Annotated in this window: 10 protein-coding genes; 2 read left to right on the forward strand and 8 right to left on the reverse strand. The window is 63.8% G+C overall.

Annotation, left to right across the window (positions count from 1 at the left end; genetic code table 11):
- Nucleotides 1–194: 194 nt before the first annotated feature.
- The 5 genes from J2D73_RS06025 to J2D73_RS06045 form a co-directional block, all read right to left on the reverse strand.
- On the reverse strand, nucleotides 195–1,163 hold the full coding sequence (locus J2D73_RS06025; RefSeq protein WP_408736824.1) for a hemolysin family protein: 969 nt from the start codon (nucleotides 1,161–1,163) through the stop codon (nucleotides 195–197).
- Nucleotides 1,145–1,732, reverse strand: a complete 588-nt coding sequence (gene ybeY, locus J2D73_RS06030; protein ID WP_207880300.1) for an rRNA maturation RNase YbeY — start codon at nucleotides 1,730–1,732, stop codon at nucleotides 1,145–1,147. Before ybeY ends, J2D73_RS06025 begins: the two co-directional genes overlap by 19 nt.
- Nucleotides 1,716–2,882, reverse strand: coding sequence for a PhoH family protein (locus tag J2D73_RS06035; RefSeq protein WP_408736825.1), 1,167 nt, complete (start codon nucleotides 2,880–2,882; stop codon nucleotides 1,716–1,718). The genes ybeY and J2D73_RS06035 overlap by 17 nt, the downstream gene beginning before the upstream one ends.
- On the reverse strand, nucleotides 2,879–4,219 hold the full coding sequence (gene miaB / locus J2D73_RS06040; protein ID WP_243429713.1) for a tRNA (N6-isopentenyl adenosine(37)-C2)-methylthiotransferase MiaB: 1,341 nt from the start codon (nucleotides 4,217–4,219) through the stop codon (nucleotides 2,879–2,881). The genes J2D73_RS06035 and miaB overlap by 4 nt, the downstream gene beginning before the upstream one ends.
- Nucleotides 4,220–4,618: 399 nt before the next feature.
- A complete protein-coding gene (locus J2D73_RS06045; protein WP_207880304.1) occupies nucleotides 4,619–5,656 on the reverse strand; it encodes a lysophospholipid acyltransferase family protein in 1,038 nt (345 codons plus the stop codon).
- Nucleotides 5,657–6,028: 372 nt separating this feature from the next.
- On the opposite strand from J2D73_RS06045, the gene J2D73_RS06050 reads away from it, so the two are divergent.
- Complete coding sequence (locus J2D73_RS06050; protein WP_408736828.1) at nucleotides 6,029–7,909, forward strand: autotransporter assembly complex protein TamA; 1,881 nt, start codon at nucleotides 6,029–6,031, stop codon at nucleotides 7,907–7,909.
- Nucleotides 7,909–12,144, forward strand: a complete 4,236-nt coding sequence (locus J2D73_RS06055; RefSeq protein WP_207880307.1) for a translocation/assembly module TamB domain-containing protein — start codon at nucleotides 7,909–7,911, stop codon at nucleotides 12,142–12,144. Before J2D73_RS06050 ends, J2D73_RS06055 begins: the two co-directional genes overlap by 1 nt.
- 319 nt (nucleotides 12,145–12,463) lie before the next feature.
- Here J2D73_RS06055 and J2D73_RS06060 read toward each other — a convergent pair whose 3' ends face one another.
- Genes J2D73_RS06060 through J2D73_RS06070 form a run of 3 tightly spaced genes read right to left on the reverse strand, consistent with a single transcriptional unit; the run spans nucleotide 12,464 to nucleotide 15,781 of the window.
- Nucleotides 12,464–12,988 (reverse strand): RNA pyrophosphohydrolase, encoded by a 525-nt coding sequence (locus J2D73_RS06060; RefSeq protein WP_207880309.1) that lies wholly within the window; start codon nucleotides 12,986–12,988, stop codon nucleotides 12,464–12,466.
- 5 nt (nucleotides 12,989–12,993) lie between these two features.
- Nucleotides 12,994–14,313: a divergent polysaccharide deacetylase family protein gene (locus J2D73_RS06065; protein WP_207880311.1), complete on the reverse strand. Its 1,320-nt coding sequence runs from the start codon at nucleotides 14,311–14,313 to the stop codon at nucleotides 12,994–12,996.
- A 4-nt stretch (nucleotides 14,314–14,317) separates the two neighbouring features.
- Nucleotides 14,318–15,781 carry a S41 family peptidase gene (locus J2D73_RS06070; RefSeq protein WP_207880313.1) on the reverse strand — a complete coding sequence of 488 codons (1,464 nt, stop codon included), beginning with the start codon at nucleotides 15,779–15,781 and terminating at the stop codon, nucleotides 14,318–14,320.
- Nucleotides 15,782–15,843: the final 62 nt, after the last annotated feature.

Genomic DNA, 15,843 nt, shown 5'->3' on the forward strand with positions numbered 1-15,843 from the left:
AAGCGGTCTACGATGTGTTCATCTGAACAGTTCGACGACGAAATATCCGCGCTTTTCAACTTACGTAATTGAAAACAATTAACGGCGACTGAAGTTCATTTTGAGAGGTGCGACGCTATGCGCCTGAAGCATGCGTCAGGCTCGCCATAGGACGAACCTGCATGGTGCGGCTTTGCTCCTACCGACGCTAAATCCTACTCGCCATCCGCTTTCGGAGATGTTGTGGCCTCGCCCGAGCTTGTGGGCGGACGGACCCGTACCTTGCGGATGTGGCGGGCATCCGAATCCAGCACACGAAACACAAACCCGCCCTCGTGAGTCAGAACCTCTCCCCGCGTAGGCACATGCCCGGCGAGACGAAACACCAATCCGCCGATCGTTTCGATCTCGGCCTCTCGTTCGCTCTCCGTAAGGATCTGACCGAGACGCCGTTCGAATTTTTCAACCGGACAGCGCGCATCGACGTCATAAGATCCGTCAGGCCGCTCTATGATCATCATCGCGGTCGGTTCGTCATGCTCGTCGGAGATGTCGCCGACGATCGTCTCAACCAGATCCTCGATCGTCACCAGACCGTCGATGCCGCCATATTCGTCGATGACCAGCGCCAGATGCATACGCCGTTGCCGCATCATCAACAGCAGGTCGAGCACGGGCATCTGCGGCGCGATCATCAGTGGTTGGCGCAGAAGAGGCTCCAGGCTGAACGCGTCGCTTGTTCCGACATAGGCGATCAGATCCTTCACGTGGATCATGCCGACTATGTCGTCCAGCTGTCCTCTGTAGACCGGCATGCGCGAATGGTTTTCCCGACGCATCATCGCCAATGCGTCGTCGAGACTGATGTCGGCCGACATCGCCACGATATCGGCGCGTGGAATCATCACGTCGTCCGCGCTGGTCCCTCGCAAGCGAAGGACGTTTGCGATCAGGGCGCGCTCCTGCCGGTCGAGTTCTGGCGCCTCTTCGCCCGAATCGCCCGCGTCAGCGGCTTCCTGAACCAGGGCGGCTATCGAATGACGAAGACCTTGCTCACGTTTGCGGCCGAAGAGCGACAGAAGTCCGCGTTTGCCGCGACCGTTCTCCCGACGCTGGGGCTCCGGGGCGCTGCTGGCGTCTTTACCGGATGCTTCGCTGGACGCGCTCATACGCGCGGTTTCCATGGGTTGGGAACGCCAAGTCCCGCAAGTATGCGGGCTTCTTCCATCTCCATGCGGCGGGCTTCTCCGGCCAGATGATGGTCGTGCCCATCGAGATGCAGGACGCCGTGCACGACAAGATGCGCGAGATGCTGCAGCGGTGAGCGTCCGGCCGCATGCGCTTCGCGGCGCACGGTCTCGAACGCCAGCACGATGTCGCCGCCAGCGTATCCACCCGAAACCTCAAACGTCAGCACGTTGGTTGGCTTGTTGCGGCCCCGGTGACGCGCGTTGAGGCGCTTCACGACGCGGTCGCTGGACAGGACTATGGTGTCGGGGCAGGGGGACGAGCCCTCCCCAAGCGCGGCGGAGCGCCGTGCGACTGCGCTGACGGCGCGGCGAATCGTGCGCTCGATATTCGATGCGCACCCACGCCAGCGGGCGTCTTCGATAATGATTTCGAACTCGCCCTCGGCCTGAGCGGAAAACCATCCGCTCAGGTCCGGGGCGCCCAGAGATCGGTCGCCAGCTAAAGGCGGGCCGTTATCCGCCGCGTCGTCAAGGACGCGGCTGTCGCTACTTCGCGGTTCCATCGTGCTCCCGGCGGTCCCTGCTGCGGGAGGTGTCCCGTTCCGCCGCCGTTCTCTGATCATACGCGTCGACGATGCGCGCCACCAGCCTGTGACGCACGACATCGCGTGCGTCGAAGCGATTCACGACGATTCCGGAGACGCCTTCGAGCGTGTCGAGCGCGTCCTGCAGCCCCGACACCATGCCACGGGGCAGGTCGACCTGACTGAGATCGCCTGTGACCACCATGCGCGTGCCGTTGCCCATGCGGGTCAGGAACATCTTCATCTGCGCGGGAGTGGTGTTCTGCGCCTCGTCGAGAATGACATAGGCGTGGGCCAGAGTACGCCCGCGCATGAACGCCAGAGGGGCCACCTCGATCTCGCCAGTCGCCATGCGCCGGAGCACCTGATCGCCCGGCATCATGTCATGCAGCGCGTCGTAAAGCGGCCGGAGGTAGGGGTCGATCTTGTCCTTCATATCGCCGGGCAGGAAGCCGAGACGCTCTCCGGCCTCCACGGCAGGACGGGAAAGCACAATGCGGTCGACCTGTCCCGCCTGCAGCATTGCTACGGCCTGCGCGACGGCGAGGTAGGTCTTGCCCGTGCCCGCCGGGCCGACGCCAAACACCATTTCCTTTCGGGCCAGCATATCCATGTAGGTGGCCTGCCCAGCGGAACGCGGTTCAATCGCGCCACGCTTGGTTCGGATCGCAGGCAGATCGTTCAGCGGCAGGCGCGGTCCTTCCGGATCCACGACCGGTGCGCGCGTGGCGGCGGAAGGCGGAGCGCCGGGCGAGCTTTCGCGGAGCGCTGCGTGGATGTCGGACAGTCGGATGGCGGCGTCGATTTCCGAGGTGTCGATCACGCCGCCACGTTCCAGCTTGCGATACAGGGCGGTCAGCGCCGAGTGGGCGAGCGCCACCCGCCCCGGATCGCCGGAAATCGATATGCGGTTGCCGCGATGAGCCAGTCTGACGCCCAGCCCCTCTTCCATGTGGTGTAGGTGTCGATCCCTGTCGCCGACCAGACGCGCCAGAAGCGCATTGTCGCCGAACTGCAGCGTCGTCGGCTTGCGGGCGCCGTCGTGCGCGTTCGCAGGAGCCGGGCTGGCGAGGGAGGGAGAGCCGGCTGGGCCGGCGCGGAAGGGGGCTGGGGTCGCTATCTGGGTCAAGTGGGCGCGCACTCCTTGACGAGGGTTCCTGCCAGAGAATTGCTGAATCGGGCGTCGAGCCTCACCGGGCGCTCGACGCCGATCAGGGTGTCCGGTCCGTCAACATGGACGGGCTGGAGCCATGGGGACCTGCCGACCATCTGGCCGGGCTTGCGCCCGCGCCCGGTGAACAGGACAGGCGCCGTCAATCCGACGACCGAGGCGTTGAAGGCGTCCTGCTGCTCGCGCAGCAGAGCCTGCAGGGCCTGCAGCCGATCGTCCTTCACCGCCTCGGCGATCTGGCGCGGCGCGCCTGCCGCCGGGGTGCCTGGGCGGATCGAGTATTTGAAGGAATACGCCTGAGCGAACCCGACGTCGCGGATCAGGGCCATGGTGGCCTCGAAATCCTCGTCGGTCTCTCCCGGATGCCCGACGATGAAATCAGAGGACAGCGCAATATCCGGCCGCGCCGTGCGGAGCTTCTCGACGAGGCTCCGATATTCGTCCGCCGTATGTCCCCGGTTCATCGCCTTCAGGATCGTGTCCGAACCCGACTGCACCGGAAGATGCAGGAACGGCATCAGAGCGGGCAGGTCGCGATGGGCTGCGATCAGATCGTCGCCCATGTCGCGCGGATGGGACGTCGTGTAGCGGATGCGCGCCAGGCCGGGGATCGAGGACAGTGCTTCCGCCAGGCGCGCGAGGCCCCATATGCGGCCGTCCGGCCCCTCGCCGTGATAGGCGTTGACGTTCTGGCCGAGCAGGGTGATTTCGCGCACCCCGCTTTCCGCCATCCGTCGCGCTTCCGCCAGAACGGACGCCACGGCGCGACTGGCCTCTGCGCCGCGCGTGTAGGGAACGACGCAGAAGGAGCAGAACTTGTCACAGCCTTCCTGCACCGTCAGGAACGCGGTGACGTTGCCTTGAGTCTGCGGCGCCGCGACTTCTGGCAGGAAATCGAATTTCTGCTCGGCGGGAAAATCCGTGTCGATGACCGAGCCGCCCGCGCGGGCGGCGCGCGCCACCATTTCCGGCAGACGGTGATAGGTTTGCGGGCCGAGCACGATATCGACGTAAGGCGCCCGTTTGAGGATTTGCTCGCCTTCCGCCTGCGCCACGCATCCTGCAACGGCCAGCACGGTCGGTCGTCCGTCGGCCTTGCGCTCTTCCTTGATCAGCCGCAGCCGCCCGAGTTCGGAGAAGACTTTCTCAGCCGCGCGATCGCGGATGTGGCAGGTGTTGAGAATGATCATGTCCGCGTCGGAAGCGGACTCGACCGGCGCGTAACCGAGGGGACGCAACACGTCAGTCATCCGCGCGCTGTCGTACACGTTCATCTGGCAGCCCCAGGTGATCATGTGCAGTCCGCGAGTGGGCGCATGCGCCGGGCCGATTTCCGCCCCGCCAGCCTGCGGGGATTCGGACCCATATGTCCGGGCATCCGCGTTGTGGGTGAGGGGGGGGAGTAGGTCAGTCGTCACAGTCGCGCTCGTTCCGGCAAGCCGCCGGACCATTCCGTGCGACCAGTCGAAGAAATCGTTTGGCCGCGCGCTTCGGTCAAGACCCTCGGCCTGTCAGACCGACGAATTTGGCCGTCTCGGGATGCATCGACATGGTGGACGTCAGAATGTCTCTCCGCCGCAATGTGATACGCTGAGGCTCCTCGCGATTCCCATCACGCCAGAAGCCGCTACGTCATCAGGCAAAAGATGAGCCCGCCTTGTCAAGAGAAGCTTGCGTTACAGCCTCGGTCCCGGTCACGCCACTTCAGTGGCTGATGCGGCTTTCGCCACACCCGAGGGCAGGGTCCATTCGGGGGCTTGCGGGATGTCGTTCTGCCTCAGGCGCGCGGCGCCGTCGCTCACGGCTTTCCACGCGGCCTGCGCCAGCGCCTTGCGGCTCGAGAAATCTTCAGGGTCGAGAGGCTCATGGAGCAACACGCTCGCGCGCATCGAACGCCAGTGCACGAGCTGCCATACATGGGGGCCCAGATCCATGTCGCCGTACCACGCGAACACATTGCGTTTCGCGCGGCCAATCGGCATGCCGTCGAGCCGATCGAACACCACCGAAACCGGCTGGATCAACGGCGTCATGCCGGGCGGAAACTCCGCCTGCGCCGCGTCGTCGCCTTCAAGCGTCGCGCGCGCTTTCGCCGAAAGTCGGGGCGGCTTCGCGATTGCGAAGAAGGCGGACATGAACGGCAGGACGCGCGACCCGTCCGAGGACGTTCCCTCCGGGAACAGGATCAGATTGTCGCCTCCAGCCAGACGGGAGACCATTTCGTCGCGCTCCCGCCCGGTCGTGTTGCGTTGCCTGCTGACGAAAATGGTTCTGCCGATATGGGAAATTGTGCCCATGACCGGCCATTTTTCGATGTCGCCTTTCGCCACGAACACGGATGGCAGAAGTGCGCCGAGCACCGGCACGTCCAGCCAGGTGGAGTGGTTCGCAACATAGATAACCGGGCGATCGCCTCGGGCTCTTGCTCTGGCGCCGCCGACAGTTCCTGCGCGCCGTCCGATCACATTGATATCCAGCGAGAGCAGGATGCACAGCCCGCGCCAGATCACCCGTGTCCATCGTATTTTGGCGGTGCCGGGCACTGGCAGAAGGCAGGCCTCGAAACCGACGGACGACAACACCCACACGACGATCGCAGACAGACGCATGATCGCCCGCACACGCTTGAATACTCCCTTAGTGGGGGGAGGCGGAGAGCGGTCCTGCTCCGGATCGTGCGGGTCTATCCGGTAAGGGGGCGCCGCGCGTCGGCCAGCCGGTCGGGACGTCATGGCGCGGAGCCTGCAAACGTCGCGAAAAGAGGGGAAGCGGCCCGGCGGCGGCGGTGAACCGAAATCATGCGCTTCTCATAGCCCCAAACGTGCTGAAGGGACAACGAGAGGCAACATGCAGGACGCAGGCGCGTTTGGTTTGCTCGACCTTTGTCCCAATTTGGCCCCGATTGTGTCAGTAAGGACTTGGTATAGAGCGAATCGTTTCGGGGCGCGGCGGATCAGGTGGGAGAGGCATTGCAGGGGGTAGGGTTTGAAGCGGCGTGCGGAAGGTCGGTCGGCAGGGGGGGGCGCTCCCGGCGTCGCAAACGCTGGATCGTAAGGGCGCTGACGTGCGCGGGCGTGGCTGTCGTATGCACGGCGTTCAACGCTGTGGCCAGCTCTGGCGCGAAGCCTGCAGCCTCGGCGCCGGTCGGGCAGACGATTCCGTACGCCACCAAGATCGCCGCATCAGGCGATGGTGATCTGGATGCGGCGATCAACGCGTCTTCCGATCTTCTCAGTTTGCAAAAAACGCAGGCAGTCGGGCCGTTTGCGTTGGCCGGGCGCATTCGCAGCGATTACGGGCGCGTGAAGACTGCGCTCGAGAGTTTCGGTTATTACGATGGCGCTGCGACGATCACCGTACAGCGCCCAAAATCCGCTCAAAATCCTCAGGAATCCAATATTCAGGGCAACGACATCGGCTTGCCGCAATGGCTCGCGGATACGCCCAAGGGCGTGACGCTGAAAATCTCGATCTCGGTCAAAAGAGGTCCGCAATATTCAATCGGCGCGATCTCCATGACCGCTGCTGACGGCGAAGGTCAGGTCACGCTTTCTGACAGCGAAAGACAGGCGTTCGGCCTCAAGACGGGCAACCCGGCGATCGCGGCGACGGTGCTCTCCGCGGGAGGTTCTCTCGAGACCCGCCTGAAGGAGGAAGGGCATCCGCTCGCCGCCGTGGCGACGCCGACCGCCTATCTTCGGCCAACGACCCGAACGCTCGACCTGCGGTTCCCGGTGACGATCGGCCCGCGAGCCAATATCGGCGCCATCTCTCTGGATGGGCTGCAACGTACGCATCCGGCCTTCATCAGACGCGCCATGACCGTGGCGCCGGGTCAGTTGTATCAGCCGTCGAAAATCGAGGACGCAAGGCAAGGGTTGGCTTCGCTCGGCGTCTTTTCGACCGTCGGCGTGAAGGACGCGCCCAAGTTGGCCCCCGATGGCACGATGCCCCTGACGTTCAATTTTCAGGAGGCCAAACGCCATTCGATCGGCGCCGAAGTCGCCTATTCCACCGACCTTGGCGGTCGGGTCGGAACGACGTGGACGCATTACAACCTGTTCGGCAACGCCGAGCGCCTGCGCCTTACGGCGCTGGTGACGGGACTGGGCGGGTCCGCGCAGCAGGGGCTGGGTTACGACGTCTACGCCGATCTTTTCAAACCGGATTTTCCGGGGAAGAACCAGAACGCCAGCTTTCGCGTCGAAGGCCTGCGCCAGCTTTTCTATTCTTACCGCCAGACTGCGTTGCTCGCGCGCGCCGGCATCGTGCGTCGTTTGAACAAATACTGGAACGTGAACTACGGAGTGGCCGCCGAACAGGAAAGCATCAACCAGTTCGGCGTCACGCGCGATTACACGCTGGTGTTCGCCCCGCTGACCGCCACGTTCGACAACACCGAAGTCTCCTCGCCGCTTGTGCCTGCGACGCATGGTTTCCGCGTCTCCCTGAGCGCCACGCCATCGGCTTCGGTCATCAACCACACATCCTTCTTCGCGTTGCTGCAGGCGAACGCATCCACATATTTCGATCTCGCCCGCTTTGGGCTGAGCAAGGAGGGGCGCAGCGTCTTCGCCTTTCGGGCCATCGTCGGCAGCGTTCAGGGCGCGTCGACTTACGATATCCCGCCCGACCAGCGTCTGTATGGCGGCGGCAGCGCCACGATCCGTGGCTTTCGATATCAGGGCGTCGGTCCCCAGTTTGCGGGCACAAAATACGCCATCGGCGGCACATCTCTCGATGCAGGCACGGTCGAATTCCGACAACGCATCCTGAGCAGCTTCGGCGCGGCCGCGTTCGTCGACGCCGGGCAGGTCGGGTCGGGCAGTTCGCCTTTCACCGGCACGTTGCGCGTCGGGGCTGGCGGCGGCGTTCGTTATTACACCCCCATAGGACCCATCCGTCTTGATATCGCCGTGCCACTCAACCGGCCGCCGCGTGGCGACAAATGGGAATTGTACATCGGTCTCGGGGAGACGTTCTGATGGTTGACGCTCCCCGCGAATCTCTTCGTCCTCAAGATGAGTCGCTCGAAACGCCCCCGCGGCGTTCGCTGACACGGCGGATCCTGCGCGGCGCCGGTTTCACCGCCGCGGGTCTGCTAGGCTTCGTCGTGCTGACGCTCGTGCTTGCGCTTGTCGGCGCGAATGTCGACCCCGGGCGGCGCTTCATAGAGCGGCAGGCTCTTTCGCTGACGGGCGGTATGGTGAAAATCACCGGCCTGTCAGGGCGTTTTCCGGACGCGTTGCATATCCAGAAGATAGAGTTGCACGACGCGAAGGGCGCGTGGCTGACGCTCGACAATCTTGTCCTAGACTGGTCGCCGCTCGCGCTGGTCGGGCGCAGCACGCATGTTGAAAAGCTCGCCTTTGATCGTCTGGCTATTCCGCGTCTGCCTGCGACGGATGCGTCCAGCACGGCGCAGGCGACTAAATCTTCGCCCACCCACACGGGACTTTCCATCAGACTGGATCAGGTCGATGGACGAAGGATCGAGGTCGGCGCGCCGGTCGCAGGTGTCGCAGCGGCGCTGTCGCTGTCCGGTCATGCCCGCATCGGCGACCTGGACGGTCTTTTGAACGGTGTGTCGTTCGCGAAGTTGCCGCCCGCAGATGTCGCTATTGACGTGAACCGTCTTGACGCTGCGGGTCGCCTTACCATTGCGGCTCGTACGGAAGCGACGCATCTGGCCATCAGGTTGTCGGCGCAGGACGGTAAGGACGGGTTCGTCGCCAGCATGGCGAAAATGCCGGAATTGACCCCGCTCGCCATGAACATGACGCTCTCCGGTCCGACAGATCATGCTGCCCTTGACGTGCACGCGACGGCGGGGGCCGTGACGGCGTCCGTGACAGGGGCGCTGAACCTGCTGAAGAACGTCGCAGATATCAACGCCAGCGTAAGAGCCCCGGCGATGACGCCGATGACTGGCGTCAGCTGGAATTCGGTTGCGCTCGACGCGAAACTGAACGGCGCGATGAGTGCGCCCTCGGGTAACGCCACGCTCGCCATAGACAGTCTCGTTGCGGGATCGGCTCAGGTCGGCTCTCTTGCAGCGCAGTTCGACGGGCTTGGAACAGGGCAATCGCCCGATGTGCTTCATCTGCACGCCACGGCGAACGGTCTGCGTATTCCCGGCGGCAATCCGACCCTTCTGGCGGCGGCGCCGGTCCAGATCGATGCGACGTTCGCGCCCGGTCAGACGACGAAACCCGCGACGCTGGACGTATCTCATCCTCTTCTGCATGTGACCGCGCAGGCCGATACAGCGCCTGCGGTTAAGGGGCGTGCGACCGCGGATCTGCCTGATCTCGCGCCATTGGCGGCGATGGGAGGGCAGAAGCTCGGAGGCCATGCGGCTTTCGATGCGACGTTCGCTTTGCCGCCGTCTGCGTCGTCCAGCAGCCCGGACGCAGTAACGACGCTCGCCCTGAACGGCACGCTGGCCGCGAAAAGCGGTCTGCCGCAGGCGGTCGCGCTCATAGGCGACGTCGGCAAGCTTGCCGCCCGTGTGACGATGCGCCCTGAGGGCGCAGGCAAGGTCGTGCATATCGACACGCTGACTCTCGACGGACGCGCTTTGCACCTTTCCGCCAGCGGCGACGCCACGCAGAAGGACGCCGCGACGACGGTCGACGTCAAAGCTGCGCTGGCCCTGCCGGACCTTTCTGCGGCTGCGCCCAGTCTGCGCGGTTCGGCCAAACTCGACCTTGCGGCGAGTGGCCCCACGGACGATCTTGCGGCCACGGCGCATCTGGCCACAGATTTTGGCACGGCGACGATGCCCAAAGGCCCGCTGACGCTCGATGCGGCGCTTGCCCATTTGCCGGGTGCCCCGAGTGGCCACGTTACGGCCAAGGGAACGCTCGACAAGGCGCCTCTCGCGCTCGATCTGGCTCTGGCGCAGGACCAGGCGGGCACGCGCCACGTGTCTCTGAACAAATTCGACTGGAACAGCGCGCATGGCGAAGGCGCTCTCGACCTGCCTGCCGGCCGCAAGATTCCGCTGGGGACGATTGATCTGCGTGTGGCGCGTCTCGCCGATCTGCGCAACCTGATCGGACAGCCGATTGCGGGCGCGCTCTCGGCCTCTGTCCACACGACGGAGGCCACGGCCAACGCACCGGTGCAGGCGGCGATCAAGATCGATGGTAATGCAGCGCTTGCGCCATACAGCGTGGGTAAACTGTTGCTTTCGGGTGTCGTCACGGATCCAGAAAACGCGCCGTCCGCCAATTTGACGCTCGCGCTGGACAAGGTTGCGGCGCCGTCGGTGGCCGGGTCTTTGAACGCGACGGTCAAGGGCCCGCAGACAGCGCTCGCCACGACCGCGCAGGCGCGTTTCAGCGAGCTTTACGGTGCCCCCGGTCAGCTGGATCTCTCTGCGTTGGTCGATGTTCCGGGGAAACAGGTGCGGATCGACCGCCTTGCTGCGACGGCGAAAGGTGAGGCGTTGAAGCTTCTGGCGCCCGCAAAGGTCAGCTACGGCGAAAAGATGGGCGTCGATCATCTGCGCCTGACTCTCGCGCCGCCGGGCGTTGCGCCTGCGACGATCGACGTCGCCGGAACGATGAAACCCGCGCTCGCCGTGACGGCTTCCGTGCGTAATCTCACGCCCGCGCTTGCTCGTCCGTTCGCGCCGACGCTGCACGCGGCAGGAAGCATCTCGGCGGACGCAGCGCTCAGCGGCGCGCTCGCCGCGCCGCGCGGTAAGGTTACGGTGCAAGCGCGCGATTTGCGTATGCTGGACGGAGACGCGGCGTCGCTTCCGCCTGCCCGTATCGACGCATCGGCCAATCTTGCGGGCGCCAACGCCGCCATCGACGCGCGGATTGGGGCAGGGCCGAAGCTCGATCTGTCTGCGTCCGGCACTGTTCCGCTTTCGGCGACTGGTCCGCTCAACGTGCGAAGCACAGGCGCGCTCGATCTCTCGCTGGCGAACGCAGTGTTGGGGGCGAGTGGACGCCAGGCGCTCGGCGAATTGCGCTTCGCGTTGAACGTAGCCGGCACGGCGGCCAAACCTGACGCGAGTGGAACGGTCACGCTTCACGGCGGAGACGTGCAGGATTTCGCTCAGGGCGTGCATATCCAGAACATAGAGGCGTCGATCGCGGCCCAGCACGATACGATTGCGATCCAGTCCTTCACGGCGAAGGCGGGCGCCGGAACGATCGCGTTGGCCGGAACTGTCGGCGCGTTCGCGCCGGGCATGCCGGTGAACCTGCATTTCACGGCGAACAAGGCGCAGCCTGTCGCGAGCGATCTTCTGACGGCCATCATCAATTCGGACATCGTAGTGAAAGGGCAGGCAGATACGCGGATCGACGTCGCTGGATCGATCGATTTGCCTAACGTAGAGATCAATATCCCGAATTCGATGCCTGGCTCCGTCGCCACGCTCAACGTCGTGCGGCCCGGAGATAAGCCGCCGGCGCCCGAAACAACGTCCACTGGCTCCCGGGTCATTGCTCTGGACATAGCGGTCAAATCGCCGGGATCGTTCTTCGTTCGCGGTCACGGTCTCGATGCGGAAATGGCGGGCAAGCTGCATGTGGGCGGCGTCGCTTCCGCACCACAGATCAGCGGCGGGTTCGACATGCGTCGTGGCATATTCGATCTGGCTGGCATCTCTCTGAATTTCACGCGTGGTCAGGTGGCCTTCAACGGCAGTGGCGTTAACCATAAGCTCGATCCCACCCTGGATTTTGAGGCGCAACGCAACGTCAACGGCGAGACGGCGATGCTCAAGGTGGGGGGATACGCCAGCAGCCCGAAGATCAGCTTCGACTCCATCCCGTCTCTGCCGCAGGATCAGGTGCTGGCCATGCTTCTTTTCGGCACCGACGCGCATTCGCTGTCGAGCACGCAGATGGCGGAAATTGGCGTCGCGCTGGCGACGTTGACCGGCGGGTCGGCGTTCGATCCTCTGGGCGCCGCGCGTAAATCGCTCGGGCTGGATCGTCTCGCGATTGGCGGTGGTTCAGGCGTGGGCAATGGCGGAACCAGTATCGAAGCCGGAAAATACGTCATGAAGGGCGTTTATGTCGGCGCGAAACAGGCGACTTCTGGCTCTGGTTCGCAGGCTCAGGTTCAGGTCGATCTGACGAAGCAACTGAAGCTGAACACGACGGTTGGCACAGGGGGCACCGTAACGGGGTTCACGACGCCGGAGAACGATCCCGGGAGCAGCGTCGGATTGCTCTGGCAATATCGCTATTGAAATCTGGTCGGTCTCGCTGACCGGCAGGTAAAAAGGGAAGACGAGCAGGCCGTAGAGTGGTCCGCCGTCTCCCTCGCTTAAGATATTCTGGTCGATCAGATGAGGTTCTCCGCTCGGGGTGGGGCTGATGCCGGAGCGGAAATTCTCTCGATCGATCGGTTTGGTGGGGGAGAGCGCCATAAACTGCGTCAGGGCATCAGGACGCCCACGCCGGTTTACGGACCACAATTAAGAAAACTATTTCTATCGCCTGTAAGAAACGTAGTTTATTGCTCGGGCGGATCACCGCGACGCGCCAGTTTTGGAGTGTTCGCTGCGGTTAGGCTGGCGTGGCGAAGCGGGCGAACTCAAGCACGAGGCGTTCGTAAACCGGTTTCTTAAAGCCGACGTTCAGCAGCGGTAGTGACGAAAATTCGACCCATTTCCAGGCGTCGAATTCGATATGCGCATCCAGATCGAGCCGAATCTCGCTTTCTGGGCCCGTGAAACGTAGTGCGAACCACTTTTGTGTCTGTCCCCGGTAACGGCCGCCGAGCGCCTTGCCGATCAATTTCGACGGCAGATCGTAACTGAGCCAGTCTTCGCAGACGCCAAGTATCTGAAGCGAAGACATGCCGGTCTCCTCGTGCATTTCGCGCAGGATCGCAGTCTCGGGCTCTTCGTGATCGTCAATGCCGCCTTGCGGGCACTGCCACACGCCATCGTCAGGCCCGCCACCAGCCCCCGGCATGTCCGTGCGACGAGCAATGAACGCCTGCCCGGCCGCGTTGAACACGACCCCGCCGACATTTCGGCGGTAGGGGAGATCATCAGGCTTAGGCGCTGGCGGAAGATCGTGCGCCATCGTTCCTAGAATCCGGAGGTGGTGGTTGAGGGAGCATTTGCTGCCGGCTGAGGCGGTTTCGCGGGAGTCGCCAAGCCATCAGCTGCGGGAGAAGAAAGTGGTGTGGCGCTGACGCTGGGCGAAACCGGAACAGATTGTGTGGATGCTGGCGGCAGCGGTGAAGCGTTGACAGTGGGTGACACCGCGACAGTTGGTGCGGGCGGCGACGCGAGCGAGGGATCTGTCGATGCATCGCTTCTGTTCGCTGGAGAACTGGCGGCGGAGGCAGGTTTGTCCGACAGCGAACTAACCGGGACAAGCGTGACGCCTTTCGCGGCGAGTCCTTTCGCCCAGGCGGCTATGCGTTGCACCAGAACCGGCCGGATCGGTCCCGCGACGCCTGTGGCCTCGCCCTTTGCTTTTGCAATCTGGAGCAGCCACGCGAGTTGGCTGTCGACGCCGTCCGCATCAGCGGCCGTATCGAAGGTGAACGACGCGTCGCCGCCGATCACGGGTCCGTAACGCGGAGCGCCCGGCGTCGCGTTGAAATAGAGCAGCCCGCGTTCATCGAGCTGCTTCGCCACCATCCGGAAATCCGGCGACTGCGCGTATGCGCCTCCATCCTGGCCGGAAAAGGCGTTCGTCACACCGACATAACCGTCGAACCGAGAGAGCGACCAATTCAGGTCGTTCTGGTCCGCCTGCACGGTGTGGTCGTATCCGAGACTATGTGGCCCTTCGTCGTCGAGCGGTGCGGCGGCGGGCTCCATGGGTAGCGCCAGAAACAGCTCGTGTCCGGTCTTGCGCGATTCGTCGAGCAAGGCGGGAGCCGCGGCCGCAGACGCGGGGACTGCGAACGAAACGCCCGAAGGCAAGTCGTCGAGGGCCGTCTCGCTCATGTCCTGTGACATGCCGAAACCGGAGAGAAGCAGGGCGACGCGAACATTGCCTTGCGGAACCATGGGCAAGGCGGCCGCATAGGCTTCACGCGGCGTTTCGCCGTTGGGGCCGCGTTGGGGAAGGTGGTGGTCCGGGTCCCCGGCCATTGGCGCCAACAACGCGGGGATCGGTTCGGTGATGGGTCTGACACCCGCCGTCTGGGCCGCTCCGGTGGCGTGGGGCGACGACGATGTCGCTTGTTCGACATGCTTCCGCGGCTTCGTCTCTTCAGGGAGATAGCTTGCGGGCATGAAGCGCAACGCGGCCGCCGCGATAAGCAGCAGCACGCCAACTCCGCCCCAGAACCTGACGAACAGGCGCCCGGACGGAGGCAGGCGCCTCCAGAGGGAGGGAGGCGCCCGCTCGCCGCTCAGAATGGCGGAGAACTCGTCGTCGGGGGACGTCATACCGTCAGTGATGGGGAGCCTCGTTCTTTGCAGCGGTCGTCTGCTCGGGAGGCAGCGACGCGACAGGATCTGGAGCAGCTACGCCAGCCATGCTGCGTACGACACGGAGCCCTTCCTGCAACTGGAAATCCGTCGTGGGCTTTGTCACGTCGAATGTCGGCCAGTTCGCCGGAGGTTGGTTCGGTATCTGAGCGGCGATGGCCGGAATGTCGTCGCGCGCAGGCGGCTTCGTCTGATTGCCTCCTTCGTTCTTGATGATATGCGCCAGATCGGCTTCGCGGATGCTGAATCCGGGGTCCTCGCGCGTTTCCTTGACGACGATGTCAGGAACGATGCCCAACCCCTGGATCGAGCGCCCGGACGGCGTGTAGTACCGCGCGGTCGTCAGGCGCACGGCGCCGTTGCCCGGTATCGGCATGACGGTCTGGACTGAGCCTTTGCCGAAGGTCTTGGTTCCAAGAAGGATAGCCCGACGGTGATCTTGCAGCGCCCCGGACACGATTTCGCTGGCCGATGCGGACCCACCGTTGGTCAACACGACAACGGGAAGTCCGCCCGTCATGTCAGAACCTTTCGCGTCCCAGCGCTGGCTGTCCTTGGGACGGCGGGCGCGGGTGGAGACGATTTCGCCGTTCTTGATAAATGAGGACGAAACGTCGATCGCCTGATTGAGCAGGCCGCCCGGATCGTTACGCAGATCAATCACGAGACCGTTGAGTTTGCCGCCAGCCTGCTTCACCAGCTTGTCGTAAGCTTTGTGCAGTTCGTCCGTCGTTTCCTCGTCGAACTGTGCGATGCGGATATAGCCCGTTTTGTCGTACAGCGCCGACTTGACGACCTGAATATGGATGATCTCGCGCGTCAGCGTCAGCACGATCGGTTTCGGCGTCTTTTCGCGGATCAGCGTCAGCGTGATTTTGGTGTCCGGCTTGCCGCGCATCTTCTCGACGGCTTCATTCAGGGGACTGCCATCGATGTTGTGGCCGTCGATCGCCACAATGAAGTCGCCGGGCTTCACGCCCGCGCGCCACGCAGGCGTGCCGTCAATCGGGGAGACGACGCGGATGTGACCGTCCTCTCCCTGCACCTCCAGCCCGAGGCCTCCGAACTTGCCGGTGGTCTGCACCTGCATGTCGGCGTACTGCTTTTCGGTCATGTAGGAGCTGTGCGGGTCAAGGCCGCTCAGCATGCCGTTCAGCGAGTTCGTGATCAGGTCGCGATCGGACACAGGTTCCACGTAGTTGGCGCGAACCAGGTCGAAGATGCTGCCGAACAGAGTCAGGAGCTTGTAGGTCTCGGCGTGGTTGCCGGTCTTGTCGGCCCCGTCCTTGCCAACGGAGGCCTCCTGCGCGAAGGCGGCGCCAGTCAATGACGCTGCGCCCGAGTAGGCGAGGCGGGTAAGTTCCGGCCCCGCCGTAATGCCTGCGATAAAAGCGGCGCCGAACAGTAAGCCGGTGCGGAACGTCATACGCTATCGTCTCCTGCGCCACCCGCTGGCCGGTGATGGCGACTCCCAGTAATCTTCGCGAC

The organism is Acetobacter sacchari, from assembly GCF_017377715.1.
Lineage (GTDB): Bacteria > Pseudomonadota > Alphaproteobacteria > Acetobacterales > Acetobacteraceae > Acetobacter > Acetobacter sacchari.

Coding starts and splice junctions, on each gene's coding strand:
- J2D73_RS06025 (WP_408736824.1), bottom strand. CDS start 1,163: ATGGAAACCGCGCGTATGAGCGCGTCCAGCGAAGCATCCGGTAAAGAC.
- ybeY (WP_207880300.1), bottom strand. CDS start 1,732: ATGGAACCGCGAAGTAGCGACAGCCGCGTCCTTGACGACGCGGCGGAT.
- miaB (WP_243429713.1), bottom strand. CDS start 4,219: ATGATCACCTGGGGCTGCCAGATGAACGTGTACGACAGCGCGCGGATG.
- J2D73_RS06045 (WP_207880304.1), bottom strand. CDS start 5,656: ATGACGTCCCGACCGGCTGGCCGACGCGCGGCGCCCCCTTACCGGATA.
- J2D73_RS06055 (WP_207880307.1), top strand. CDS start 7,909: ATGGTTGACGCTCCCCGCGAATCTCTTCGTCCTCAAGATGAGTCGCTC.
- J2D73_RS06060 (WP_207880309.1), bottom strand. CDS start 12,988: ATGGCGCACGATCTTCCGCCAGCGCCTAAGCCTGATGATCTCCCCTAC.
- J2D73_RS06065 (WP_207880311.1), bottom strand. CDS start 14,313: ATGACGTCCCCCGACGACGAGTTCTCCGCCATTCTGAGCGGCGAGCGG.
- J2D73_RS06070 (WP_207880313.1), bottom strand. CDS start 15,781: ATGACGTTCCGCACCGGCTTACTGTTCGGCGCCGCTTTTATCGCAGGC.